Origin of the sequence: uncultured Pseudoflavonifractor sp. (genome assembly GCF_944387275.1) — a bacterium.
Lineage (GTDB): Bacteria > Bacillota > Clostridia > Oscillospirales > Oscillospiraceae > Pseudoflavonifractor > Pseudoflavonifractor intestinihominis.
The window spans coordinates 61,938-86,447 of record NZ_CALXEG010000001.1; the positions used below are offsets into that span (position 1 = coordinate 61,938).

Consider the following 24,510-nt stretch of genomic DNA (forward strand, 5'->3'; position numbering starts at 1 on the left):
GTGCACAGGCTTTGGCAGGAGTATAGCACCTTCTCCCTTCCCCGCCGGGGCGGCATACCCACTTTGCGCTTTTTCCGGCGTAACTCGCACAAAACAGCGGGATGGCCGGAGATTTTTCCGGCCGCCCCGCTGTCAGGACGCTTCCCTGGGGATGGTCACCCGCAGGAGAAAAATGCCGTCCTCCGCCTGGATGGTGAGGAAGCCGCCGTACTTCTCCGCGGTGGAGCGGATGCTCTTCAGGCCGAAGCCGTGGTAGCCCCTGTCCGCCTTGCGGGTGACGGGCAGCTCCCCGTCGAAATTCAGGGCGCCCTGATAGTAGTTCTCCATCTGGAAGAGCACCAGCCCCGCCCGGGAGAAGACCGACACGGCGATGGTCCGCTTCTCCGGGTCGTCCAGGGGTGTTACGCTCTCGATGGCGTTGTCCAGGGCGTTGCCGAAGATGGTGTAAATGTCCACCCCGTCCATAAAGTCCAGGCAGTCCCCGTCTGCCACGCAGGTGAGGGTGATGCCACGGCTCTCGCACAGCAGGCTCTTTTCGGTGAGGACAGTGTCCAGGATGTCGTTGCCCGTCTTGACCACGCTGTCGTAGATCATCACCGACTGCTCCAGGGCCTGGATGCTCTCCTCCCGCTCCCGCCGGTCGGAAATGCGCCGCAGGGCGGCGATCTGGTGCTTCAGGTCGTGGCACTTGCGGTTGATGAGGTCCACGTTCTCCGCTGAGAGCTGGTACTGCTCCCGGCTCTTGTGCCACAGCTGCTGCTGCACATCCAGCTCATGCTGGAGGGAGAGCCGCTTCTGCTGTCCCACCTGTCCCCACAGGACGTAGAAGCAGCAGAACATGGCGTAGAGCAGACACACCGGGTACAGCGGCCCGCCCGCCTCCTCCAGCTGCTGGGCCACGGCGGAGAGCACCAGGGCGATGGACAGGGCGCTGACCATGGTGCCCAGGGAATGGGTCACCTTGGTGTTGTACCGCCCCTCCCGGGCCAGCTGCCGGGCGAAGAGGAAGTATGCCCCGGCGTAGACCGCCACATACAGCAGCACTGCCAGCAGGGTGTGCTCTCTGGGCTGGGTGATCTCCCACTCCAGGTGAAAGAGCCGGTAGAGGCAGTAGGTGAAGTGCTGGGTCAGATAGGCGCAGGTGGCGCAGTATACCGCCTCCCATGGCGAGATGTCGCAGCACAGCAGCGCGAAGGCCACCGCCAGGCCAAAGGAGAGGAAGGAGTAGACCAGCACAAGGGGCAGAGTTGTCTCCTGCAGGCTGGGGAAGAGTCTGCCCATAAGGTACATCAGCGGCCAGAAGCACAGCAGGCAGAGCACAATTCCGGCCGCCGCCCGGAAGGGGAACCACCTGCGCCGCCGCAGGGGCAGGCAGAACAGCACCGCTGCGGCCAGCAGCTCCATGGGCAGGTCGGCGGCCATCAGCACCTGGACCAGCACTTCTCTCACCGCAGCCCACCTCCCAGGTAGTCGCTCAGCCGCTGGAGGAACTCCTTGCGCCGGGGGCGGCTCACCGAAATGGTGTGGCCGTGGACCTGGACGGTCTCCTTGCCCACGCCGGTGACGTTTTTCAGGTTGACCATGTAGCTGTGGCTGCACCGGACAAAGGACAGCCCGGCCAGCTTCGTCTCCATCTCCTGGAGGGACCCGGGCATCACGAATTCCTCCTCCATGGTGTGGATGTGGAGCCGGTGGTTGACCACCTCGATGAAGAGGATCTCGTCGGTGGACACCCGCTTCTCCCCCTCTCCGGCGGGGAGCATCAGGTAGCGCCGCTCCCGGCTGGCCACAATGGTCATGGCCTTTTTCAGCTTCAGGGCCAGCTGGCCGTAGGTCACCGGTTTGAGGACAAAGTCCAGGGCGTCCACCTCATAGCCCTTGATGGCGTAGCGGGCCATGTTGGTGATGAACATGATGACAGCCGCCGGGTCCACGGCCCGGATGCGCCGGGCGGCGCTCATGCCGTCCAGGTGGGGCATCTCAATGTCCATGAGGATGATGTCCCACACCGGCCGGTAGTCCTCGGCGATGTCCATGCCGTCGGGAAAGACCACGATCTCCCCATCCAGCCCGTTCTCTTTCAGGTACCGCCGGACGCACTCCTCCAGCTGCCGGGCACAGGCCCGGTCGTCCTCCACAATCGCCACTCTTGTCACGAAAATCCCCCTTCTCCCACTGTCTGTGCCCGCTCCAGGCGCCGCTTTTCCTTCGGCCTGCGCTCCCCTCACTCCAGCCAGTCGGCCCAGGTCCGGGCGAACAGGTTGTCCTTGAGGCAGGCGAAGTAGAAGGCGCCGCTCATGGGCGTGTCGGCCAGGTCGAACCGGGCCAGGGTGCCCTGGGCCAGCTCCCGCTCCACCACCGGCGCGTACAGGAAGGACACGCCCAGTCCGTCCACAACCAGGGCCTTGATTGTGGAAAAATCGCTGATGGCGGACACCTTGGGGAAGCTGCGCAGGGTACGGTTGTGGCGGCGGAGGGCGTCCTCAAAGATGGCCCGGGTGCCGGAGCCCACCTCCCGGATGAGGATCCGCTCGTCCTCCAGCTCCTCCATGGTGGCCGCCCGCCCTGCCAGCCTGTGTCCCGGCGGGCAGACGCCGAAAAATTCCTCCTGCCGGTACAGCCTGGTCTCATACCGGTTCCGCTCGAAAAAGCCCTCCACCAGTACAAAGTCCAGCCGCCCTGCCTCCAGAGCCCGGAGCAGGACCTGGGTGTTGTCCACCATCAGGGAGAAGGAGGCCTCCGGGTGCTCCCGCAAAAAGCGCTCCACCTTGGGGGCGATGACGAACTCGCCGATGGTCTTGGAGGCCCCCACCCGCAGGGACACGGGCGCGGGTGCCGCCATGGCCTCCTCCACCTTCTGGCTGTTGTAGGCCAGGGAGCGGGTGTACTCCCGGAGCCTCAGCCCGGCCTCCGTCAGCCGGAGCACCTTTCCCTCGTAGGTGAAGAGGCGGCAGCCGTAGTGGTCCTCCAGGTGGTGGATGTGGTGGGTCACCGCCGGCTGGGTCAGGCAGAGCCGCTCGGCCGCCCGGGTATAGTTCATGGTCTCGCACAGGACAAGGAAGGTATTCCAGCGTGGGTCCAGCATGGCGCATCACCTATAACTCCAATTTATGGTGGCATTATGAATCTTCATTTTATTTTATCGCTCTCTTGGGCTATAATCAAGGGCGCCGAACGGAATACATAAAAAGAGAGAGAGAACACATCCATGAATTCTGTCAAACGAATCGGGCCCGGTCTGGTGCTCTGCCTGCTCCTGTCCATCCCCAGCGTTCTGCTGGGCCGCCTGTTCCCCGTGGTGGGCGGGCCGGTGTTCGCCATTCTGGCGGGCATGCTGGTGTCCCTGGTCCTGAAGGACCGGACCCGCTACCAGGCGGGCATCGCCTTCACCTCCAAGAAGATCCTCCAGTACGCGGTCATCCTGCTGGGCTTCGGCCTGAACCTGTCGGAGATCGCCAAGGTGGGCGCCAAGTCCCTCCCCATCATCTGCACCACGGTCTCCATGTCCCTCATCATCGCCTTTCTCATCCGGAAGTGGCTGAAGATGCCCAACAACATCTCCGTGCTGGTGGGCGTGGGCTCCTCCATCTGCGGTGGCTCGGCCATCGCCGCCACCGCCCCCGTCATCGGCGCGGACGACGAGGAAATCGTCCAGTCCATCTCGGTCATCTTCCTGTTCAACATTCTGGCGGCCCTGCTCTTCCCCACCCTGGGCGGAATGATGGGCATGAGCAACGAGGGCTTCGGCCTCTTTGCCGGCACCGCCATCAACGACACCTCCTCCGTGACCGCCGCCGCCTCCACCTGGGACACCCTCCACAACACCAACGGCGCGGTGCTGGAGTACGCCACCATCGTCAAGCTGACCCGCACCCTGGCCATCATCCCCATCACCCTGGCCCTGGCCTTCTGGCGGACCTGGCAGGTCAAGCGGGGCGGCGCCGTCTCCAACGGCTCCTTTGACCTGAAGAAGATCTTCCCCTTCTTTATCCTGTTCTTTGTGCTGGCCTCCATCATCACCACGGTCTCCACCATGGCGGGGGTGAACCCGGCTCTGTTCCAGCCCTTCAAGACCCTGTCCAAGTACTTCATCATTCTGGCCATGGCGGCCATCGGCCTGAACACCGACCTGGTCAAGCTGGTCAAGACCGGCGGCAAGCCCATCTTCATGGGGGTCTGCTGCTGGGTTGGCATCACCTGCGCCAGTCTCATCATGCAGCACGTCCAGGGCCTGCTGTAAGGCTTTCATTGAACATCCATTCACTTTTGCGGTATTTTGAAAGGGAGTAAGACAGCTATGTACGATATCATCATCATCGGCGCCGGCCCTGCCGGCATCAGCGCGGGCATCTATGCGGTCAGCCGGGGCAAGAAGACCCTGGTGCTGGAGAAGGCCCAGGTGGGCGGCATCATCGGCAAGGTGTCCACCGTCACCCACTACACCGCCCTGGAGGCCAGGGAGACCGGCGCCACTTTTGCCGGGCGTATGAAGGAGCAGGCCCTGGCCGCCGGGGTGGAGATCGCCTATGAGACGGTCACCGGCGTGACCCTGACCGGACCGGTCAAGACGGTGCGCACCGACAAGGGCAGCTATCAGGCCGGCCGGGTCATCCTGGCCAACGGCGGCACCCCCCGCAAGCTGGGCATCCCCGGCGAGGCGGAGCTGGCGGGCCACGGCATCGGCCTGAATGCGGCCAAGGACGGCGCGGACTACGCCGGCCGGAACATCTACGTGGTGGGCGGCGCGGACGGCGCGGTGAAGGAGGCCCTGTATCTGGCCTCTCTGGCCAAGAAGCTGACCATTATCCACTTTGAGGACCAGCTGGGCTGCATCCCGGAGTTCCGGGCGAAGGTGGCCGCTGCGGGCAACATCGAACTGCGTCTGGGCTCCCGGCTCCACGCCGTCTCCGGCGACGTCCGGGTGGATCGGCTGGAGATTGCCAGCGAGAAGGACGGCTCCATTGAGACGGTGGAGGACCCGGGCTGCGGCGTCTTTGTGTACGCCGGTGTGACCCCCAACACGGAGCTGTACACCGAGCTTGCCCTGGAGGGCGGCTATATCCCCACCAACGAGAAGATGGAGACCGCCATTCCCGGCGTGTACGCCGCCGGCGACATCCGGGTCAAGCAGGTCCGCCAGGTGGCCACCGCCGTGTCGGACGGCGCCATTGCCGCCATCAACGCCGCCATGTGAGGGCGTAACCCCCTGTTTCCCTGAAAAACAGCAAACCTCCCAGGTCCGGACAGCCGTCCGGGCCTGGGAGGTTTTTATTTGTACCTTTTCAGCGCCTCACCACATGGGATACCGGGCGGTGTCGGCCCGCAGCTGGCGGGCGATGGTGCCGCACAGCTCCCGGTAGAATCGCAGGTAGGTAGTCTTCTGGGCCCGCTGGACCTGCTGGCGCTGTTGGTATTCCCGCCAGCGCCGGCACTGCTTGTGGCAGCCCGTCTGATAGTCGGGGCAGCTGTCTTGACAGGGAAGCATGGCGCAGACCTCCTCATCGCCGAATGGGGCCCGAGGGGCAGGCATACCGCGGCTGCCGCCGCCGGAGTCAGGCCCTTTCGATGTTGTCTCTATTATACCTTCCGGCTCTGCGCGCCGCCTCCAGCCCAGAGTAAACATACTGTGAATTCTCTGTAAGTTCCCTCCATTTCCCTGGATTCATCTCGGTTTTAGTGTGATTTTTTTTGCGTTTCTTGCACGTCTCTGTTTTATTTGCTCTCGTTTTCGACTCCTTTCTTATTAATTTTTTTGATAATTCGATAGGATGTTTCAATGTTATAATGATAGACCTGTAATCGTTGACATAAGCCGTTTTACCGTGCTACCGTTTATGACAGAAGATTTCCGCGCCGGGGCGGGGCGTCTTTTCCCCTGGGCTCCGGATGCGGCAGGAAAACGAGGCGTGCAGAGTGGATAATCAGTTTGATGAAATGATACCCCGCCGGGGCACCAGCTCCCTCAAGTGGGACGGCGCGGACCGCATTTTCGGCGGGAAGGATCTGCTCCCCATGTGGATTGCAGACATGGACTTCCCCGTGGCCCCCGCCATTCAGGAGGCCCTCCACCGTCGGGTGGACCAGCGTGTATTTGGCTATGGCATGCTCTCCCCCGCGTACTACGAGGCCGTGTCCGGCTGGATGTCCCGCCGGCACGGCTGTTCCGTGCCCCGGGAGTGGATCGTGTTCACCGCCGGGGTGGTCACGGCCCTGAACTTCGCTGTTCAGGCGGCGACCGAGCCGGGGGATGAGATCCTCATCCCCAGCCCGGTGTACGGCCCCTTCTTCCACGCGGCGGAGGACTGGAACCGTGTGGCGGTCCGGTGTCCCCTGAAGGAGGAGGACCTGTTCTACACCTTTGACTTTGACGACATGGAGCGCCGCCTCACCCCCCGCACCAAAGCCCTGATGCTCTGCTCCCCCCACAACCCGGTGGGCCGGGTGTGGACCCGGGCGGAGCTGGAGGCCCTGGCGGACTTCTGCCTGCGGCACGACCTGATCGTCATCGCCGACGAGATCCACCACGACCTGGTGTTCCGGCCCCACACCCTGTTCCTCAATGTCTCCCCGGAGATCGCCCAGCGCACCATTCTGTGCACGGCCCCCAGCAAAACCTTCAACATCGCGGGCATCCAGGCCTCCAATATCATCATCCCCAACGAGGAGCTGCGCAACAAGTACCGGGCGGTGGTGGCCCATCACCACGCCTTTTCGGCCAATGCCTTTGCAGAGGCCGCCGTGGTGGCGGCCTACCGGGATTCGGAGGGCTGGCTGGACGCCCTGATCCCCTATCTGGAGGGCAACATGGCGCTGTTCTGCGGCACCCTGGCGGCGGAGCTGCCCAAGCTGAGGGTGCGCCGTCCGGAGGGCACCTACATGGTCTGGGTGGACTGCACCGGCCTGGGCCGCGACCCCAAGGACCTGAAACGCTTCTTTGCGGAGGAGTGCGGACTGGCCTTCAACGACGGCGCCAGCTTCGGGCCGGGCGGCGAGGGCTTCGTGCGGGTCAACCTGGCCTGTCCCCGCGCCTATGTGGAAGAGTGTCTGCGCCGGCTGCGCGCACACTGCCAATAAACACCATTCAGGAAGGAAGAGAGTACACAATGAACTGGAAAAAGCGACTCCTGACCCTCACCCTCACCCTGGGCCTGCTGGGCACGGCCCTGGCCGGCTGCACCCAGCCCGCCAGCGATCCCTCCGGCTCTCCCTCCGCCTCCGGCACACCGGAGGCCTCCCCCTCTGCCTCTGCTCCCGAGGCGAGCGCCACCGGTGAAAAGGTGGATGGCGGCACCCTCATCATGTGCGAGCCCACCGACATCTCCAGCCTGAACATCCTCTACGAGACCGGCGACGAGGGCATGACCATGCTCAAGCCGGTGTACGACCCCCTGTATGTGGTCTCCAAGGACGGCGTGCGGTACTACCTGGCCGAGAGCCATGAGGTCAGCGAGGACGGCCTGACCATCACCGTCAAGCTCCGGGAGAACCTGAAGTGGCACGACGGCGTGCCCATCACCACAGAGGATGTGCTGTGGTACTTTGAGATGAAGTCCAACCCGGACAACAACGCCTCCAGCGGCACCAAGGTCAACGGCGAGCCGGTCCAGGTGGCCGCGGTGGACGATTACACCTTCACCGTCACCCTGCCCTCTGTCTCCGCCTCCTATGAGGCCACCCTGGGCAACCTGAAGCTGCTGCCCAAGCACGTGTATGAGGACACCCCCGTGCTGGTGGGCGCGGAGATCAACTCCACCAGCGGCGTGGGCTCCGGCCCCTTCAAGGTGAAGGAGTGGAACAAGGGCGAGAGCCTGGTGCTGGAGCGGTTTGACGACTACTACCGGGGCCCCGCCAGCCTGGAGTCCGTGGTGTTCAAGATCATTCCCAACGCCAGCACCGAGGAGATCGCCTTCCAGAACGGCGAGCTGTCCGTGCTCCGCCTGACCACCCAGGACATGCTGGAGAAGTACTCCAACGACCCCAACTACTCGGTCTACACCCTGACCGAGGGCCGCATCAACTACATGGGCTTCAACTCCAACAGCCCCCTCACCAGCGATCCCAGGGTCCGTGAGGCCATCTGCCTGGCCCTGAACGTGGACGAGATCATCGCCGGCGCCTACGGCTCCACCGATCTGGCCCCCGCGGCCAAGACCGTGTTCTGTCCCTCCAACCTGTACTACAGCGACGTGGAGGGCTACAGCCAGGACCTGGAGCGGGCCAAGGAGCTCATCGCCGAGGCCGGCGTGGAGGGGGAGACCTTCCGCCTGGTGTACAACTCCAGCCGCGAGAACATGGAGAACTGCGCGCTGATGATCCAGCAGCAGCTCAAGGCCGTAAATCTGAACGTGGAGATCCAGGGCTATGAGACCCAGGGCTTCTTTGAGGTGTTCTTCTACACCGACGCCGGCGACTGGGAGCTGGGCCTGAATGGCTACTCCACCAACGGCGACAACCAGGGCGACGAGTACATGTTCAGCCTGGAGGGCTTCCTGTCCAAGAACATCTGCTCCACCGACGAGATCGCCGCCCTGTGGAACGAGGGCGACGCCACCACCGACCCCGAGGAGCGGGCCGCCATCTACAAGGAGATTCAGGAGCAGATCCGGGACGTGTACACCATGTTCCCCCTCACCTCCCCCAACTTCGTGGTGGCCACCGACAAGCGCCTGAAGGGCGTGGACGCCATCGACATGGTGCCTCTCTTTGAGGACTATCTCAATCTCTACATGACCAACTGATTCCGGCCGCCCGGCCGTCCGGAAGCAGAACGGCCGTCCGCCGGGCGGCCGTTCTGTGCATTTCCGCCTACCCTGTCTGAGAGGAGTGCTCCCATGGCCAAACACATCGCCAAGCGGCTGCTCCAGCTGATCCCGGTGCTGCTGCTGGTGTCCATCTTTTCCTTTCTCATCATCCACTTCGCCCCTGGCGACCCCCTGAACATGTACATCCGTCCCGACATGACCCAGGAGGAGATGGACACCCTGCGGGCCAATCTGGGCCTGGACGGCACCATTGTGGACCAGTATCTGGGCTGGCTGAACAACGTGCTCCACGGCAACCTGGGCAATTCCCTCACCAACAGCGGCCAGCCTGTGGCCGGCCGCATTCTGGAGGTGCTGCCCAACACCATTTTGCTGATGGGCACCTCTCTGGTGCTGTCCTTCCTCATCGCCATTCCCCTGGGCCTCATCGCGGGGCTGAAGAAGAATCAGTGGCCCGACCAGGTCATCAGCTTCTTCTCCTACATCGGCATCTCCATTCCCTCCTTCTGGTTCGGCCTGATTCTCATTATTGTGTTCTCCCTGGTGCTGAAGGTGCTGCCCAGCAGCGGCATCCACACCATCGGGGATGACAGTCTGCTGGATCTGATCCGCCACCTCATCATGCCCAGCCTGGTGCTGAGCGTGGGCAATGTGGCCACCTTCACCCGCTACATCCGCTCCGCCACCATCTCCCAGCTGGAGGAGGAGTATGTGCTCACCGCCAAGGCCAAGGGCGTATCCCAGCGGGGCATTCTCTTCAGCCACGTGCTGAAAAACTGCCTGCTGCCGCTGATCACCCTGGCGGGCATGCGCTTTTCCAGCCTGGTGACCGGCTCCTTTATTGTGGAGTCGGTGTTCGGCTGGCCCGGCATGGGCACCCTGGGCATGTCGGCCATCAACAGTCTCAACTACCCCATGATCATGGGCTTCACCATGCTCTCCTGCCTGCTTCTGGTCGTGGGAAATCTCATTGCCGATCTGCTCTACTATGTGGCGGACCCCCGCATCAGGAGCGGCTTTCAGGAGGTGCAGGGCTGATGGAACGTACCCTCAATTCCCCCATTGCCCCCGGACGGTTCCGGCGGGTGAGCCATCCCCCGGTTCAGACTGAGGTGTCCTACGACCGCAGCGCTCTGAGCCGGGTGTGGGCGGCTCTGCGGGCCAACCGGCTGGCCATGGTCTGCCTGGTGCTGATGATCATCATCATCGCCGCCTCCATTCTGGCCCCCCTGTCCCCCTACGATCCGGACCTGTACGACCTGATGAACAAGCTGGCCCTGCCCAGCCTGGCCCACCCCTTCGGCACCGACGACCTGGGCCGGGACTACTTCACCCGGTCCCTGTACGGCGGTCGGGTGTCCCTGACCGTGGGCTTTTTCTCCATGCTGGTGTCGGTGGCCCTGGGCACCGTGGTGGGCACCGTCAGCGGCTACGTGGGCGGCGCGCTGGATATGGTGCTTATGCGCCTGCTGGACATCATCATGTCGGTGCCCACCTTCCTGCTCATCATCATCATCAACGCCTACATAAAGCCCGGCCTGCCCACCATGATCTTCATCATCGCCATCTTCTCCTGGATGGGGGTGGCCCGGATCGTGCGGGCCGAGACCATGAGCCTGAAGGAGCGGGACTTTGTGCTGGCGGCCAAGAACCTGGGCACCAGCGACTTTGTCATCATCTTCCGCCACATCATCCCCAACATGAGCTCCTCCATCATCGTGGCGGCCAGCCTGTCCATCGCCCGGGCCATCCTCACCGAGTCCTCCCTCAGCTTTCTGGGCTTCGGTGTGCGCCTGCCCAACGCCTCCTGGGGCTCCATGCTCCAGAACGCCCAGAGCGAGATTCTCTATAACCCGCTGCTGGCCGTGTTCCCCGGGCTTTTGATCCTGATCACGGTGCTCAGCTTCAACGTGCTGGGAGATGTGCTCCGCAGCGCCCTGGAGCCGAGGATCATCAAGTGAGGTGCGGCATGGAAGAACAGATGCTCAGAGATTATGTGGTGGGCCTGCGCCGGGCCTTCCACCAGGAGCCCGAGCTGGGGCTCAAGGAGTTTGAGACCAGCCGCCGGGTGCAGGAAGAGCTGTCCGCCCGGTCCATCCCCTTCCATATGGTGGGGGAAACCGGCGTGGTGGCCGAGATTTCCGGCGGCCGCCCCGGCCCCACTGTGCTGCTGCGGGCGGACATGGATGCCCTGCCCATCCAGGAGGCCACCGGCCTGCCCTTCGCCTCCCGGGTCCCCGGGGTGATGCACGCCTGCGGCCACGACGCCCACACCGCCATGCTGCTGGGGGCCGCCGCCCTGCTGTGGGAGGAGCGGGAGGCCCTGCCCGGCCGGGTGCGGCTGGTGTTTGAGCCGGCGGAGGAGTTCGCCGGGGCGGGCCGTGCCCTGCTGGAGGCCGGGATACTGGACGGCGTGGACACAGTCTTTGCCGTCCACGTGGCCCCTAACCTGCCCTGCGGCGCGGTCAGCGTGCAGCCCGGGGTGCGCATGAGCGGCTGCGGCTTCTTCTCCCTGACCGTCAGGGGCAAGAGCGGCCACGGCTCCGCTCCCCACGAGGGGATCGACGTCATCCCGGCGGCCTGCGCCATGGTATCCGCCCTCCAGACGGTGGTCAGCCGGGAGGTGAGCCCCCGGGACTTTGTGGTCATCACGGTGGGCACCTTCCACGCCGGTACCGCCGCCAATATCCTGGCCGGCGAGGCCAAGCTGACCGGCACCATCCGGTACCAGAACCCGGCGCTGAAGGAGATGCTCCCCGCCGCGTTGGAGCGGGTGCTCCGGGGCACGGCGGAGGCCTTCCGGGTGACCATAGACCTGAAGTGCGGTATGGGCCTGTCCCCCGTGGTCAACGACGCCGCCTGTTCCGCCGTGGCGGAGCGGGCCGCCGCCGGACTGCTGGAGGCGGCGGAGCTGCCCATGGGCACCGGATCGGACGATTTTTCCTACTACACCCAGCGTGTCCCCGGGGTGTACGCCTTTCTGGGCACCGGCGGGGACCACCCTATCCACCACGAGTGCTTCACTCTGGACGAGGACGCCCTGGCGCCGGGCAGCCGGCTGTACGCCCGCTATGCGGAGGAATATCTGAGAGGAGGATGCCTGTGAGTCAGCCGCTTTTGGAGGTCAAGGACCTGCGGGTGTCCTACCGCACCTACGCCGGCGAGGTCCAGGCGGTGCGGGGCCTGTCCTTCTCCATGGGGCGGGGCGAGACCCTGGCCGTGGTGGGCGAGTCGGGCTGCGGCAAGTCGGTGAGCGCCAAGGCCCTGATGGGGCTGATCAACTGCCCCCCCGGCGAGGTCAAGCCGGGCAGCCAGGTGCTCTTTGAGGGGAAGAACGTGCTGGACTTCACCCCCGCGGAGTGGTCCGCCTTCCGTGGCAGAGAGTGCGCCATGATCTTTCAGGACGCCCTGGCCGCCCTCAACCCCACGGTGACGGTGGGGCGGCAGATCGCGGAGAACCTGACGGTCCACCATATGGCGGGCCGCGCCCAGGCCATGGCCCGCGCGGTGGAGATGCTCTCCCTGGTGGGCATCTCCCAGCCCCAGGAGCGGGCCAGGCAGTACCCCCATGAGTTCTCCGGCGGCATGCGCCAGCGGGCCATGATCGCCATGGCCCTGGCCTGCGGCCCCAAGCTGCTCATCGCCGACGAGCCCACCACCGCCCTGGATGTGACCATCCAGGCCCAGATCATCAGGCTCATCAAGGAGATGCAGCAGAAATTCCAGATGTCCGTGCTGCTCATCACCCACGACCTGGGGGTGGTGGCGGACATCGCCCAGAACATCGCGGTGGTGTACGCCGGGCGCATCGTGGAGTACGGCGCCCGGGACGACATCTTCTACGACCAGCGCCACCCCTACACCTGGTCCCTGCTCCGGTCCATCCCCCGGCTGGACCTGGACGGGAAGAAGCAGCTGGTGTCCATCGAGGGCATGCCCCCCGATCTGATCTCTCCCCCGGCGGGCTGTCCCTTTGCCCCCCGGTGCCCCTGGTGCATGGAGATCTGCGCGGAGGAGGCGCCCCCTCAGGTGTCCTTCTCCGGCGGCCACACCTGCAGCTGCTGGCTCCATCACCCAGACGCGCCCAAGAGCGATCTTCCATTTCAGGCAGGGGACGGTGTACTATGCTAGAAACGAATGAGACAGCCCTTGAGGTCAAGGGGCTGAAGAAATACTTCCGCACCGGCGGCGGACTGCTGAAGGCGGTGGACGGCGTCAGCTTCACCATCCGCCGGGGGGAGACCCTGGGTCTGGTTGGCGAGTCGGGCTGCGGCAAGACCACCTGCGGCCGCACCTGCGTGGGGCTCTACAGCAAGACCGGCGGACAGGTGCTCTACCGGGGCAAGGATGTCCACAGCCTCCGGGGCAAGGAGCGCAAGGCCTTCACCAAGCAGGTGCAGACCATCTTTCAGGACCCCTACGCCTCCCTGGACCCCCGCCTGCGGGTGGAGGAAATTGTGGCCGAGGGCATGCGCAACCACGGCATCTGCCCCTCCGCCAAAGAGCGGCGGGAGCGGGTGTACCAGCTGCTGGAGCTGGTGGGCCTGAGCAAGGAGCACGCCGGGCGGTACATCCACGAGTTTTCCGGCGGCCAGCGCCAGCGCATCGGCATCGCCCGGGCCCTGGCGGTGGACCCGGAGTTCGTCCTCTGCGACGAGCCCATCTCCGCTCTGGACGTGTCCATCCAGGCCCAGATCGTCAACCTGCTGGTGCGCCTCCAGGAGGAGCGGGGCCTGACCTATCTGTTCATTGCCCACGACCTGTCCATGGTCAAGCATATCTCCGACCGGGTGGCGGTCATGTACCTGGGCACCATCGTGGAGATCACCACCTCCTCCGAGCTGTACGCCCACCCGGCCCACCCCTATACCAGGGCCCTCCTGTCCGCCATTCCCATCCCCAACCCCCGGGTGGAGGAGCAGCGGGTGCGCACCGTGCTGGAGGGCGAGGTGCCCAGCCCCATCGACCCGCCGCCGGGCTGCCGGTTCCACAGCCGGTGCCCCTACGCCACCGACCGCTGCGCCCAGGAGGCGCCGGTCCTCCGAGAGATTGCCCCCGGCCACTCCGTGGCCTGCCATATTGTCTGATTATTTTAAAAAAGGGAGATGTCCGAGATGGAACAGACCAACATCAAGCTGCCCGCCGACTTTGAGACCTACGGAGAGGCCCGAAAGGCGGGCTTCCTGCGCATGAAGCAGCTGAAGGACCAGGGCGCCCGTGTGGTGGGCATGTTCTGCTCCTTTGTGCCCACCGAGCTGGTGTACGCGGCGGGGGCCCTGCCCGTGGGGCTGTGCGCCTTCACCGAGGAGCCCATCCCCGCCGCCGAGGCCAACCTGCCCCGGAACCTGTGCCCCCTCATCAAGGCCAGCTACGGCTTTGCCCTCACCGACACCTGCCCCTACTTCTACTTCTCCGACTTTGTGGTGGGCGAGACCACCTGCGACGGCAAGAAGAAGATGTTTGAACTCCTCAATGAGATCAAGGACACCTATGTCATGCAGCTGCCCCACAGCCGGGACGAGGCCGCGCTGGCCTTCTGGCGGGACCAGATCATCGCCTTCAAGCGCAAGCTGGAGGACTTTTACGGCGTCACCATCACCGAGGACGACATCCGCCAGGCCATCAAACGGAAGAACCGGGAGCGGGACGTGATGCTCCGCTACCTGGAGCTGGGCAAGCTGAACCCGGCCCCCATGAGCGGCTATGAGATGGGCACCCGTGTGGACGCGGGCAGCTTCTCCTTTGACCTGGACCAGCGGTGCAACATCATCGAGGCCCGGACGGCGGAGGTGCTGGAGCAGTGGAAGGCTAACAAGGACTCCCTGCCCACCGACCGGCCCCGCCTGCTGGTCACCGGCTGTCCCAACGCGGGCGTGCGGGAGAAGATCATCAAGGCCGTGGAGGAGCTGGGGGCCGACGTGGTGGCCTTCGACACCTGCAACGGCATCCGGGAAAAGGTGGAGAAGGTGGACGAGTCCGACCCCGACGTGTACCACGCCCTGGCTGTGAAGTATCTCAACATTAACTGCTCGGTCATGAGCCCCAACGACAGCCGCCGGAACTACATCGGCGAGATGATCGACTCCTACGCGGTGGACGGGGTGATTGAAATTGTGCTCCAATCCTGTCATACTTACGATGTGGAGGCTTTCTTCATCAAGCGCTTTGTCACCCAGGAGAAGGGCCTGCCCTACCTGAACATTGAGACCGACTACTCTCAGGCGGACAAGGGTCAGATCAACACCCGCCTTGCCGCCTTCCTGGAGACGATTGAGAAATGAAGTACTTTGCCGGAATCGACATCGGCTCCACCGCCTCCAAGGTGGTGGTGCTGGACGGGACGGACATGGTGGACCACTTTGTCCTGCCCACGGGCTGGAGCAGCAAGGAGACCTCCGGCGAGATCGCCCGCCGGCTGGAGGCGGACGGCCATCCCATCGGGGAGGACATGAAGATCATCGCCACCGGTTACGGCCGGGTGGCGGTGGACTACGCGGCCAAGACGGTGACGGAGATCACCTGCCACGGCCGGGGCGGCTGGTACCTGCTGGGCCGGGACTGCACCATCGTGGACATCGGCGGCCAGGACACCAAGGTCATCACCGTGGAAAACGGCATGCCCACCAGCTTTCTCATGAACGACAAGTGCTCGGCGGGCACGGGCAAGTTCCTGGAGATCATGGCCAACCGTCTTGGGGTGGACCTGACCGAGCTGTTCACCCTGGCGGAGGCGGGGACCCCTCTGGCCATCAGCTCCATGTGCACCGTGTTTGCCGAGAGCGAGGTCATCAGCCACATCGGCGCCGGGGAGAAGCGGGAGGACATCGCCGCCGGCGTGGTGGACTCGGTGGTGAGCAAGGTAGCGGGCCTGTGCGCCCGGCACACCCTGAAGGAGGACCTGTTTCTCACCGGCGGCCTGTGCGACAGCGCCTACCTGGTGGACCGGCTGTCCCACAAGCTCAAGCGGCCCGTCCTCACCCACCCCCTGGGCCGGTATGCCGGCGCCCTGGGCGCGGCTCTCATTGCCCGGGGCAAGCCGTCCAAGTAACAAAACACATGGAAACCCATCCACATACAGAACAGGAGGACTGATTGATATGCTGAAAAAAGTAAACGCCATGGGCGACCCCTGCCCCATCCCTGTCATCAAGACCAAGAACGCCATCAAGGAGCTTACCGGCCCCGGCACGGTGGAGGTCCTGGTGGACAACGAGACCGCGGTACAGAACCTGACCCGTCTGGCCAACAACAACGGCTATGCCGTCAAGTCTGAGAAGCTGGGCGACAAGGAGTTCCGGGTGGTGATGGAGGTCACCGGCGCCCCCGCGGCCCAGGCCCAGGAGGACGACAGCGAGACCTGCCTGGTGCCCGCCGGCACCGGCCGGAGCAGCACCGTGGTGGTCATCTCCTCCCCCTGCATGGGCACCGGCAGCGACGAGCTGGGTGCCACGCTGATGAAGAGCTTCATCTTCGCCCTCACCCAGCAGGACACCCTGCCCAAGACCATCCTCTTCTACAACGGCGGCGCCAAGCTGACCACCGAGGGCTCCGCCTCTCTGGACGACCTGAAGAGCCTGGAGGCCCAGGGCGTGGAGATCCTCACCTGCGGCACCTGTCTGAACTTCTTCGGCCTGACCGACAAGCTGAAGGTGGGCGGCGTCACCAACATGTACGACATTGTGGAGAAGATGAGCTCCGCCGGCCGGGTCGTCCGGCCCTGAGGCGCGCCATGCGGGAGAAAAAGCCTGCCCTTATCATCACCTTTTCCACCACCACCGACGCCATGGGCATGGAGCAGTTCTGCGGCAAAAACGGCCTGCCGGGCCGACTGATCCCGGTGCCCCGTGAGATCAGCGCGGGCTGCGGCCTGGCCTGGAAGGCCCCCGTGGAGGCCCAGGAGCAGCTGCTGTCCGCCATGACGGACGCGGGCATGCACTGGCAGGAGACCCGGGTGCTGGAGCTGTGGGTTTGACCCCGAAAAAGCCATAGGAGATGAGTTCCCTTGATCTATCTGGACAACGCGGCCACCACCCGGCAGAAGCCGCCCCAGGTCATCGACGCGGTGGTGAACGCCATGACCACCATGGGCAACGCCTCCCGGGGCGCCCACGGCAGCGCCCTACAGGCCTCCCGGGCGGTGTATGACGCCCGGTGCAAGCTGGCAAAGCTGTTGGGCTGCCCCCGGGCGGACCATGTGGTCTTCACCTGCAACTCCACCGAGGCCCTGAACATCGCCATCAACGGCACATTATCCCCCGGGGACCATGTGATCTCCACCGACCTGGAGCACAACTCCGTCCTCCGTCCCCTGTACCGGCTGGAGGCGGAGCGAAACGTGGCCCTCAGCTTTGTGCCCGCCGACAAGCAGGGCCGCCCGGACATGTCCGCCTTTGAGACCCTCATCCGGCCCGAGACAAAGGCCATCGTGTGCACCCACGCCTCCAATCTGACGGGCAACATGATCGACATCGCCCGGGTGGGGGCCATTGCCAAGGCCCACGGCCTGCTCTTCATCGTGGACGCCTCCCAGACCGCGGGGGCCGCTCCCATCGACATGGAGGCCATGGGCATCGACATCCTCTGCTTCACCGGCCACAAGGGCCTGATGGGCCCCCAGGGCACCGGCGGGCTGTGCGTCCGCCCCGGTGTGGAGATCCGCCCCTGGAAGGTGGGCGGCTCGGGGGTGCAGTCTTACAGTAAAACCCAGCCGGAGGAATACCCCACCCGGCTGGAGGCGGGCACTCTGAACAGCCACGGCATCATGGGCCTCTCCGCCGCCCTGGACTTTATCGAGGCCACCGGCGTGGACACCATCGCCCGCCGGGAGGAGGCCCTGATGCGGCGGTTCTACGACGGGGTCGCAGGCCTGAAGGGGGTCACGGTGTACGGGGACTTCACCCAGGCCCACCGGGCCGCCATCGTGGCGCTGAACATCGGGAACATGGACTCCAGCGAGGTGTCCGACATCCTCAGCACCGACTACGACATTGCCACCCGCCCCGGCGCCCACTGTGCGCCCCGGATGCACCAGGCCCTGGGCACCACGGAGCAGGGCGCGGTGCGGTTCAGCTTCTCCTGGTACAACACCGAGGAGGAGGTGGACGCCGCCGTCCGTGCGGTGGCCGACCTGGCAGAAGGCTGATTGCATACAAAAAGAACGGGTGTGTTTCACCGGAACTCCGGCGGAACACACCCGTTTTTCAGTTCTCTCCCAGCCGCTGGCGGCACAGCTGGATGCACCGCTCCAGCCAGGCGCAGCAGCCCTCTTCCCGCATGACGCCCCCCAGCAGCACCAGGTAGTCGCTGAACTCCTCCTCCCCCTCCGGGGGCACCCGGCTGAACTTGGCCATATTCTCCCGCAGGTGGTCCAACAGGGCCTTGTGCTGCTCCAGCTGGGGCTCCAGCAGGGCGATACGCCGACGGGGCGGGATGCAGTCGGAGAAGTAGAGCTGGAGCCGGAACTCGTCCTTGGGCACGGACCTTATCTTCAGCTGCCCCTCCGCCCACGCCCGCAGGGCGGCCCGGCCGCTGCCGGTGATGGAGTACACCTTTTTCTCCAGCACGGTGCCGGAGATCTCGATCTGGTACGCAATCAGGCCCTCGTCCGCCAGGGCCTTCAGCTCCGGGTAGATCTGGCTGTGCTTGGCGCCCCAGAACTCGGCCAGGGTGGTCTCAAACTCCTTGGCCAGGTCGTAGCCCGACATATCCCGCCGGTTCAGCAGCCCCAGGATGGCATAGCGCAGGGTTCCCATGGTCTCTCCTCCTCTGTCAGGGTCATGGTGGTATTATACCATACTCCCGGCTTCATTTCCTCCAAAACGGCAAATGATTTGTTCCCTATATTTTAAACATGTAATAATTGACATGTTCATTTTTCCATGCTACCATAAAATATAACAACACTCCGCCTCCTGGAGACGGAACGATATTTTGGAAGGAGTTTTGGTTCGGAAATGGAAAAGTTGAAGCGCTACGTGGTATTTTTGATTGGACTGTTCGTCAACTCCCTTGGGGTGGCTCTGATCACCAAGGCCGATCTGGGCACCTCCCCCATCTCCTCGATCCCCTATGTGCTCAGCTTGAATTTTCCCCTCACCCTGGGACAGTTCACCGTGCTGTTCAGCCTGCTGCTCATTGTGCTCCAGCTGGTGATCCTGCGGAAAAACTTCCGCCCCGAGCACATTCTTCAGATCCCGGTGTCCTTTCTCTTCGGGTACTTCATCGACCTGTGCATGGCCCTGCTCTCCTTTGTCCAGCCCCAGGCGTACGGCATGAAGGTGCTCTATCTGCTGATCGGCTGCGTGGTCCTGGGCGTGGGCGTGTACATGGAGATGCTGGCCGACGTGGTCATGCTGCCCGGCGAGTCCTTTGTGCGCTCTGTGGTGTTCCGCTGGGCCACCGAGTTCGGCATGACCAAGGTGGCCTTTGACGTGACCATGACGGTGGTGGCGGCGGTGCTCTCCTTTGTCTTTGCCGGCATGCTCTCCGGCGTGCGGGAGGGGACCATTGTGGCCGCCCTGCTGGTGGGCTTCATCGCCCGGCTCATCAACCGCCGGCTGGAGTTCATGCCTCAGGCCCTGTTCGGCGGGACGCCCGCGCCCGAGTGTTCCGAATAAGCAAAAAATCAGCAGCCCTTGACGGGCTGCTGATTTTTTTATTGCTCAGTGGACCGGGACGGCCTCTTTTCTTCCGTCGGGCGCCTCCTGCCGCACTGTCTGGACAAAGAAGATGGCGCCTACGGCGAACATAAAGGCCAGGGCGCCCACGCCCAGGTTGACGCTGCCGGTAAGCTGGCTCACGGCGGAGACGGTGATGGTGCCCAGGAAGGAGGCGCCTTTGCCGCAGATGTCGTACAGGCCGAAGTACTCGCCGGACTTCTCCGGCGGGATGAGGCGGGCGAAGTAGGCCCGGGACATGGACTGGATGGCCCCCTGGAAGATGCCCACGCACACGGCCAGCACCCAGAACTGGTACTGCTCCTTCATCCACATGCCGTAGAGGGTGATGAGGAAGTAGGCGCCGATGCACACCAGGATCAGGCTGGCGGAGGAGAAGCGCTCGGTGAGGCGGCCGAAGAGGAGGGCGGCGGGGAATGCCACGATCTGGGTCACCAGCAGCGCCAGCAGCAGCCCGGTGGTGTCCAGACCCAGGGCGGTGCCGTAGGCGGTGGCCATGTCGATGATGGTGTACACGCCGTCGATGTAGAAGAAGAAGGCGATGAGGAAGAAGAGGGCCTTCCGGTTGTGGGCGAGCTCGGAGAACACCCGTCCCAGGCGGCGGAAGCTCTCGCCCAGGCGGCTGCCCCGGGCGGGGACGGCGTGCCGCTGTTCATAGGACCGCCACAGGGGCACGGACAGCAGCAGCCACCAGGCGGCAATGAGCAGGAAGGCCAGGGCCATGGCCACGTTGACCGGCATGCCCAGGGGCTCGTAGCACAGCACCAGCACCAGGGAGAGGACAAAGGGGATGCAGCTGCCGATATAGCCCCAAGCGTAGCCGTTAGCGGAGACCTTGTCCATCCGCTCAGGCTCGGTGATGTCGGTGAGCATGGAGTCATAGATGACCAGGCTTACCGAGTAGGCCGATTTGGCCAGGACAAAGAGCACCAGGAACCACAGCCAGGAGGACATGATGCCCAGGCCCACACAGCCCAGGGCGCCCACCAGCACGGAGAGGGAGAAGAGCTTCTTTTTCCAGCCGGGGAAGTCGGAGATGGTGCCCAGCACCGGGCCGCACAGGGCCACCACCAGGGTGGCGATGGAGGTGGCGTAGCCCCAGTAGGCCAGGTAGCTCACCTCGGAGAGGCCCGACCCACCGGCCAGGCTGTTGAAGTAGATGGGCATAATGGTGGATACCAGCAGGGTAAAGGCGGAATTGCCCACATCGTAGAGCACCCAATTGCGCTCCAGGGGCCGCAGTTTAAACTTCATAGACAAGCTCCTTTTCCAGACTCAGCACGGGGATCTTCTGCCAGTTGGCCCCGGCGCCAAAGGTGAGCTCCAGCCCGGCGGGCAGGGGCCGCTCCTCCTCCAGGCAGGGAAGATAGCCCTCCATCAGGGTGAGACACCGCTCCTCCGCCCGGTCCATCAGCTTTTTGAGGCGGACGCAGCTGTCCGCGCAGCGGGGATCGGGCTGGGGGTTGATGAGCAGGCCGTGCATCTCGGTGTAATTGCCCGACAGCTTGAGCACAGCCTTCACCAGATTCCGTCTCCAGGCGCTGGGCGCCACCAGCAGGCGGTTGTAGAAGATCATGCTCCGCAGGGATTTTTCCACTTCCTCCGGCGTGACGGTGGAAAAGAAGGGGGCGATGACCCTGCTGTTTTCCGCCGTGGGGCGGATGTGACCGGTCAGGTCCTGGCGCACCGGGTCAAGCCCCTGTTCGGCCATGAGGCAGCGGTCAAACTCCCCCTCGATCTCCGTGTGGGTGACGCCGCTGACGTGGATCTTCTGCTCGATATACCCGTGACAGGCGCTGTCCAGAGCGAAGTGGCAGAGGAAGCCCATGAGGTAGGCCCGGCCGGGTCCCCTCTCCCCGGCGGGCATGGCCCGCACCAGGGCGGCGGCCGGACCGAAGAAATCGGCGGCCGGCTTCTCGTGCTGTTCAAAGCCCACGGTGTTGACCCGGTTGACCGTAAGGGCCTTGTAGTAAAACAGGATGTCCGGCCCGTGGAGGCCGATGGCGAACAGCTCCTTTTGCGCGGGCGTCAGCCCCTTCAGGGCAGGCGGATCCCGGCGGAGAATCCGGTCCCCAAAATACTTGTGGGCGTAGGTGGATGGCATGGAGAATCTCCTTTTGCTCGATTTTCTGTTCCGGCAGCTATTGTACCATCCTCCCTTCGGCCCTTCCCCGCAGTTTTTGTAAAATGGAGACAAACTGTTTGTAAAATAAAGGCCGCCGGGAGAAAATTTCTCCCGGCGGCCTTGCCGTGTTCTGATTCAGCTGTTCTTGAAGTAGTAGCCCACGCCCCACTTGGTGAGGATGTACTCGGGGCGGGCGGGGTCCAGCTCCAGCTTCTCCCGCAGACGGCGGACGTGGACGTCCACGGTGCGGTAGTCCCCGGCGTACTCATAGCCCCACACCACGTTGAGCAGGTTCTCCCGGCTGTACACCCGGCCCGGATTGCGCATGAGCAGCTCGATGAGGTCGAACTCCTTGGCGGTCAGGTCCACCGGGGTCTCCCCCTTCCAGGCGGAGCGCTCGTCGGCGTCGATCACGATGTGTCCGGCGGTGAGGCGGGATTTCTTGTCCTTCTGTGCGGCCATGCCCGCCCGGCGGAGCAGGGCCCGCACCCGGGCCTTCAGCTCCAGGATGTTGAAGGGCTTGGTGATATAGTCGTCGGCGCCGCACTCAAACCCGATGATCTTGTCGGTGTCCTCACTGCGGGCGGTGAGCATGATGATAGGCACGTTGGAGAACTCCCGGATGCGCATGCAGGCCTGGAGGCCGTCGATCTTGGGCATCATCAGGTCCAGGATGATGAGGTCGAAGCCGCCGCTGCGGGCCAGCTCCACCGCCTCTTCCCCGTCATAGCCGGTCTCCACCTGGTAGCCCTCGCTCTCCAGGTTGAATTTGATGCCCTTGACCAGCACCTTCTCGTCGTCCACAACCAGAATTTTCATTGTTTGATTCCTCCACAGGGCGCTCGCCCTCACTAAACGGTAATATAGTCGATGATCTGGGACAAAATCCCCTCGCCGATGCCGCTGACATTGGTGATGTCCTCCACCATGCGGAAGGGGCCGTTCTCCTCCCGGTATGCGATGATGGCCGCCGCCCGCTTCTCGCCGATGCTGGGCAGGGTCTGGAGCTCCTCGCTGCCGGCGGTGTTGATGTTGATCAGGCCGGTCTGCCCCTCTGTCTCCTCAGGCGCGGGCGACGGCGTCTGAGATGTGATTGCCGCAGGTTCTGTCTCCGCCGGAGGGTCGGAGGTTGTCGGCAGGAGCTGGGAGACCGACGGTGCGGTGCTGAGCTCCGGCTCCAGGCTGTACTGGGCGGTGATCTGCACGGTTCCGGCGGAATTCTCCCCTCCCAGGAACCACCCGGCAAAGAAGGCAAGGCAGGCGGTGGTCAGCATAAGCAGCACAAATTCCAGCCTGGAAATCTTCATCAAATTGTAACCACCTTTCCCGTTGCGCGGCCCGTCCTTCTTTGCTATAATGAATTATGTAACCGAGTCTGTCCAGACGCATTCTTTGCCGCAGAGGTGGCCCTTCCGGCCGTTTTTGCGGCAAAGGGGCGTTATGGGATATATTATAACATAGTGTGCGGGAGTTTCCTATGAAAAAAAATCGTCTTTTTTCTCTTCTTCTGACCCTGTCGCTGGTCTGCGCCATGCTGGCCCCCTTTTCCACCGCTTCGGCCAATTCTGTGGACGACTACGTGGTGAACGCCAAGTCCGCCATTCTGGTGGACACCACCTACGGCGAGATCCTCTACGAGCACAACGCCCATGAGCGGACCTACCCCGCCAGCATCACCAAGGTCATGACCGGTCTGCTGACCATCGAGGCTATCGAGCGGGGCGAACTGTCCCTGGACCAGCAGATCACCGTCAGCGAGCACGTAAACGACGGCATGATGTCCGGCGCCTCCACCCAGAACCTGAAGCCGGGCGAGATCCTCAGCCTGAAGGACGTGCTGGCCTGTGCCCTGATCCCCTCGGCCAACGAGGCGTGCAACGTGCTGGCCGAGACGGTGGCCGGCTCCATCTCCGCCTTTGTGGACCTGATGAACCAGCGGGCCGCCGAGCTGGGCTGTGAGGACACCCATTTCATGAACCCCCACGGCCTCCACGATGAGAACCACTACACCACGGCCTACGACATCTACCTGTTCTGCAACGAGGCCATGAAGCACGATATCTTCCGCGAGCTGGTCACCTCCATGAACTACACGGTCCCCGCCACCAATATGAGCGAGGAGCGCACCTTCTGGGACACCAACGCCCTCATCACCAGCTGGAAGTACAAGGGGTATACATACGAGTATGCCACCGGCATCAAGACCGGCTACACCCCCGAGGCGGGCTACTGCCTGGCCTCCTCCGCCACCAAGGGCGAGCGCTCCCTCATCGCCGTGGTCACCGGCTGTGAGCGGGCCGAGGGCGCCACCGGCAGCGACGGGTACACCCAGTTCTCCGAGAGCAAGAAGCTGCTGGAGTGGGGCTTCTCCAACTTCTCCTACCAGTCCATCATGAGCAGCAGCAAGCCCCAGCTGTCCATCCCCGTGACCCTCTCCGAGACCGACCACGTGGTGGCCGAGCCCAACGGCACCCTCTCCGCCGTGCTGCCCAACGACGTGTCCGCCGAGGACTTCAAGCAGAACGTGGAGCAGTATTACGACACCCTGGAGGCCCCGGTGGAGAAGGGCACGGTGCTGGGCAAGGTGACCCTCACCTACAACGGCGAGGAGTACGGCTCCCTGGACCTGGTGGCTGTGGACACGGTGGAGCGCTCCGAGCTGCTCTACAACCTGGACCGGATCGAGAAGTTCTTCAGCCAGCTGTGGGTGAAGATCCTCCTGCTGGTGCTGGTGGTGCTGATTCTGGTGCTGGTGCTCCGGCTCACCCTGTTCGGCCGGCGCGGTCGGCGGAGCTACGGCGGCCGGAGCCGCGGCAGCTACCATGGACGCCGCCGCCGCTGATCTTCTCTTCTTCAAATCATCGCCCCACGGATCATTCCGTGGGGCGATTTTTTGCGTTTTTCCGTCTTTCTCTTGACAGAACAGGTTTGTCGCGATAAACTAGTT

The 24,510-nt window shown here is 63.9% G+C and carries 25 protein-coding genes; 16 read left to right on the plus strand and 9 right to left on the minus strand.

The annotated features are described in order from the left end of the window. Positions 1-132: 132 nt before the first annotated feature. The 3 genes from Q0K23_RS00320 to Q0K23_RS00330 all read right to left on the minus strand — a co-directional run bounded on the left by Q0K23_RS00320 (position 133) and on the right by Q0K23_RS00330 (position 3,085). Positions 133-1,449 carry an ATP-binding protein gene (locus tag Q0K23_RS00320; RefSeq protein WP_294516485.1) on the minus strand — a complete coding sequence of 439 codons (1,317 nt, stop codon included), beginning with the start codon at positions 1,447-1,449 and terminating at the stop codon, positions 133-135. Continuing rightward, the gene (locus Q0K23_RS00325) at positions 1,446-2,156 is read right to left on the minus strand and encodes a LytTR family DNA-binding domain-containing protein (RefSeq protein WP_294516487.1); all 711 of its coding nucleotides are present in this window, start codon (positions 2,154-2,156) and stop codon (positions 1,446-1,448) included. The genes Q0K23_RS00320 and Q0K23_RS00325 overlap by 4 nt, the downstream gene beginning before the upstream one ends. Before the next feature lie 68 nt (positions 2,157-2,224). Further along, a complete protein-coding gene (locus tag Q0K23_RS00330) occupies positions 2,225-3,085 on the minus strand; it encodes a LysR family transcriptional regulator (protein ID WP_294516489.1) in 861 nt (286 codons plus the stop codon). Between the two features lie 123 nt (positions 3,086-3,208). On the opposite strand from Q0K23_RS00330, the gene Q0K23_RS00335 reads away from it, so the two are divergent. Together Q0K23_RS00335 and Q0K23_RS00340 are read left to right on the plus strand one after the other, a co-directional pair. Further along, complete coding sequence (locus tag Q0K23_RS00335; RefSeq protein ID WP_294516491.1) at positions 3,209-4,240, plus strand: YeiH family protein; 1,032 nt, start codon at positions 3,209-3,211, stop codon at positions 4,238-4,240. 57 nt (positions 4,241-4,297) lie between these two features. Next, entirely contained in the window at positions 4,298-5,194 is an 897-nt protein-coding gene (locus tag Q0K23_RS00340) for an NAD(P)/FAD-dependent oxidoreductase (protein WP_294516494.1), read from the plus strand. A gap of 96 nt (positions 5,195-5,290) precedes the next feature. On the opposite strand, the gene Q0K23_RS00345 is transcribed toward Q0K23_RS00340, so the two are convergent. After that, complete coding sequence (locus tag Q0K23_RS00345; RefSeq protein ID WP_294516496.1) at positions 5,291-5,485, minus strand: hypothetical protein; 195 nt, start codon at positions 5,483-5,485, stop codon at positions 5,291-5,293. 428 nt (positions 5,486-5,913) lie between these two features. Between Q0K23_RS00345 and Q0K23_RS00350 the strand changes: the two genes are divergently transcribed. The 12 genes from Q0K23_RS00350 to Q0K23_RS00405 all read left to right on the plus strand — a co-directional run bounded on the left by Q0K23_RS00350 (position 5,914) and on the right by Q0K23_RS00405 (position 17,904). After that, positions 5,914-7,074, plus strand: a complete 1,161-nt coding sequence (locus tag Q0K23_RS00350; RefSeq protein ID WP_294516498.1) for a MalY/PatB family protein — start codon at positions 5,914-5,916, stop codon at positions 7,072-7,074. A 29-nt stretch (positions 7,075-7,103) separates the two neighbouring features. Further along, the gene (locus Q0K23_RS00355; protein ID WP_294516500.1) at positions 7,104-8,738 is read left to right on the plus strand and encodes an ABC transporter substrate-binding protein; all 1,635 of its coding nucleotides are present in this window, start codon (positions 7,104-7,106) and stop codon (positions 8,736-8,738) included. A gap of 93 nt (positions 8,739-8,831) precedes the next feature. Continuing rightward, on the plus strand, positions 8,832-9,800 hold the full coding sequence (locus tag Q0K23_RS00360) for an ABC transporter permease (RefSeq protein WP_294516503.1): 969 nt from the start codon (positions 8,832-8,834) through the stop codon (positions 9,798-9,800). Continuing rightward, positions 9,800-10,723, plus strand: coding sequence for an ABC transporter permease (locus Q0K23_RS00365; protein ID WP_294516505.1), 924 nt, complete (start codon positions 9,800-9,802; stop codon positions 10,721-10,723). The genes Q0K23_RS00360 and Q0K23_RS00365 overlap by 1 nt, the downstream gene beginning before the upstream one ends. Before the next feature lie 8 nt (positions 10,724-10,731). After that, positions 10,732-11,868 (plus strand): M20 family metallopeptidase, encoded by a 1,137-nt coding sequence (locus tag Q0K23_RS00370; protein WP_294516507.1) that lies wholly within the window; start codon positions 10,732-10,734, stop codon positions 11,866-11,868. Then, a complete protein-coding gene (locus Q0K23_RS00375) occupies positions 11,865-12,893 on the plus strand; it encodes an ABC transporter ATP-binding protein (protein ID WP_367179026.1) in 1,029 nt (342 codons plus the stop codon). Before Q0K23_RS00370 ends, Q0K23_RS00375 begins: the two co-directional genes overlap by 4 nt. Continuing rightward, positions 12,887-13,849, plus strand: a complete 963-nt coding sequence (locus tag Q0K23_RS00380; RefSeq protein ID WP_294516512.1) for an ABC transporter ATP-binding protein — start codon at positions 12,887-12,889, stop codon at positions 13,847-13,849. The genes Q0K23_RS00375 and Q0K23_RS00380 overlap by 7 nt, the downstream gene beginning before the upstream one ends. Positions 13,850-13,876: 27 nt before the next feature. Continuing rightward, positions 13,877-15,043 carry a double-cubane-cluster-containing anaerobic reductase gene (locus Q0K23_RS00385; protein ID WP_294516514.1) on the plus strand — a complete coding sequence of 389 codons (1,167 nt, stop codon included), beginning with the start codon at positions 13,877-13,879 and terminating at the stop codon, positions 15,041-15,043. Beyond that, positions 15,040-15,810 carry an acyl-CoA dehydratase activase gene (locus tag Q0K23_RS00390; protein WP_294516516.1) on the plus strand — a complete coding sequence of 257 codons (771 nt, stop codon included), beginning with the start codon at positions 15,040-15,042 and terminating at the stop codon, positions 15,808-15,810. Before Q0K23_RS00385 ends, Q0K23_RS00390 begins: the two co-directional genes overlap by 4 nt. Positions 15,811-15,859: 49 nt before the next feature. Continuing rightward, positions 15,860-16,483, plus strand: coding sequence for a sulfurtransferase-like selenium metabolism protein YedF (yedF, locus tag Q0K23_RS00395; RefSeq protein WP_294516518.1), 624 nt, complete (start codon positions 15,860-15,862; stop codon positions 16,481-16,483). Positions 16,484-16,491: 8 nt separating this feature from the next. Then, complete coding sequence (locus tag Q0K23_RS00400; protein ID WP_294516520.1) at positions 16,492-16,734, plus strand: DUF3343 domain-containing protein; 243 nt, start codon at positions 16,492-16,494, stop codon at positions 16,732-16,734. A gap of 30 nt (positions 16,735-16,764) precedes the next feature. Next, entirely contained in the window at positions 16,765-17,904 is a 1,140-nt protein-coding gene (locus Q0K23_RS00405) for an aminotransferase class V-fold PLP-dependent enzyme (protein WP_294516524.1), read from the plus strand. A 58-nt stretch (positions 17,905-17,962) separates the two neighbouring features. Here the strand turns inward: Q0K23_RS00405 and Q0K23_RS00410 are convergent, their stop codons facing one another. Further along, entirely contained in the window at positions 17,963-18,514 is a 552-nt protein-coding gene (locus Q0K23_RS00410) for a PadR family transcriptional regulator (RefSeq protein WP_294516526.1), read from the minus strand. A 201-nt stretch (positions 18,515-18,715) separates the two neighbouring features. On the opposite strand from Q0K23_RS00410, the gene Q0K23_RS00415 reads away from it, so the two are divergent. Further along, complete coding sequence (locus Q0K23_RS00415; RefSeq protein WP_294516529.1) at positions 18,716-19,378, plus strand: YitT family protein; 663 nt, start codon at positions 18,716-18,718, stop codon at positions 19,376-19,378. Positions 19,379-19,423: 45 nt separating this feature from the next. Here the strand turns inward: Q0K23_RS00415 and Q0K23_RS00420 are convergent, their stop codons facing one another. From Q0K23_RS00420 to Q0K23_RS00435, 4 genes are all read right to left on the minus strand, one after another. Further along, a complete protein-coding gene (locus Q0K23_RS00420) occupies positions 19,424-20,692 on the minus strand; it encodes an MFS transporter (RefSeq protein ID WP_294516531.1) in 1,269 nt (422 codons plus the stop codon). Continuing rightward, positions 20,682-21,542 (minus strand): zinc dependent phospholipase C family protein, encoded by an 861-nt coding sequence (locus tag Q0K23_RS00425; RefSeq protein WP_294516533.1) that lies wholly within the window; start codon positions 21,540-21,542, stop codon positions 20,682-20,684. Before Q0K23_RS00425 ends, Q0K23_RS00420 begins: the two co-directional genes overlap by 11 nt. A 156-nt stretch (positions 21,543-21,698) precedes the next feature. After that, entirely contained in the window at positions 21,699-22,382 is a 684-nt protein-coding gene (locus tag Q0K23_RS00430) for a response regulator transcription factor (protein WP_294516536.1), read from the minus strand. 32 nt (positions 22,383-22,414) lie between these two features. Further along, positions 22,415-22,870 carry a ComEA family DNA-binding protein gene (locus Q0K23_RS00435; protein ID WP_294516538.1) on the minus strand — a complete coding sequence of 152 codons (456 nt, stop codon included), beginning with the start codon at positions 22,868-22,870 and terminating at the stop codon, positions 22,415-22,417. Positions 22,871-23,040: 170 nt separating this feature from the next. On the opposite strand from Q0K23_RS00435, the gene Q0K23_RS00440 reads away from it, so the two are divergent. Next, positions 23,041-24,405: a D-alanyl-D-alanine carboxypeptidase family protein gene (locus Q0K23_RS00440; protein WP_294516540.1), complete on the plus strand. Its 1,365-nt coding sequence runs from the start codon at positions 23,041-23,043 to the stop codon at positions 24,403-24,405. Positions 24,406-24,510 lie beyond the last annotated feature (105 nt).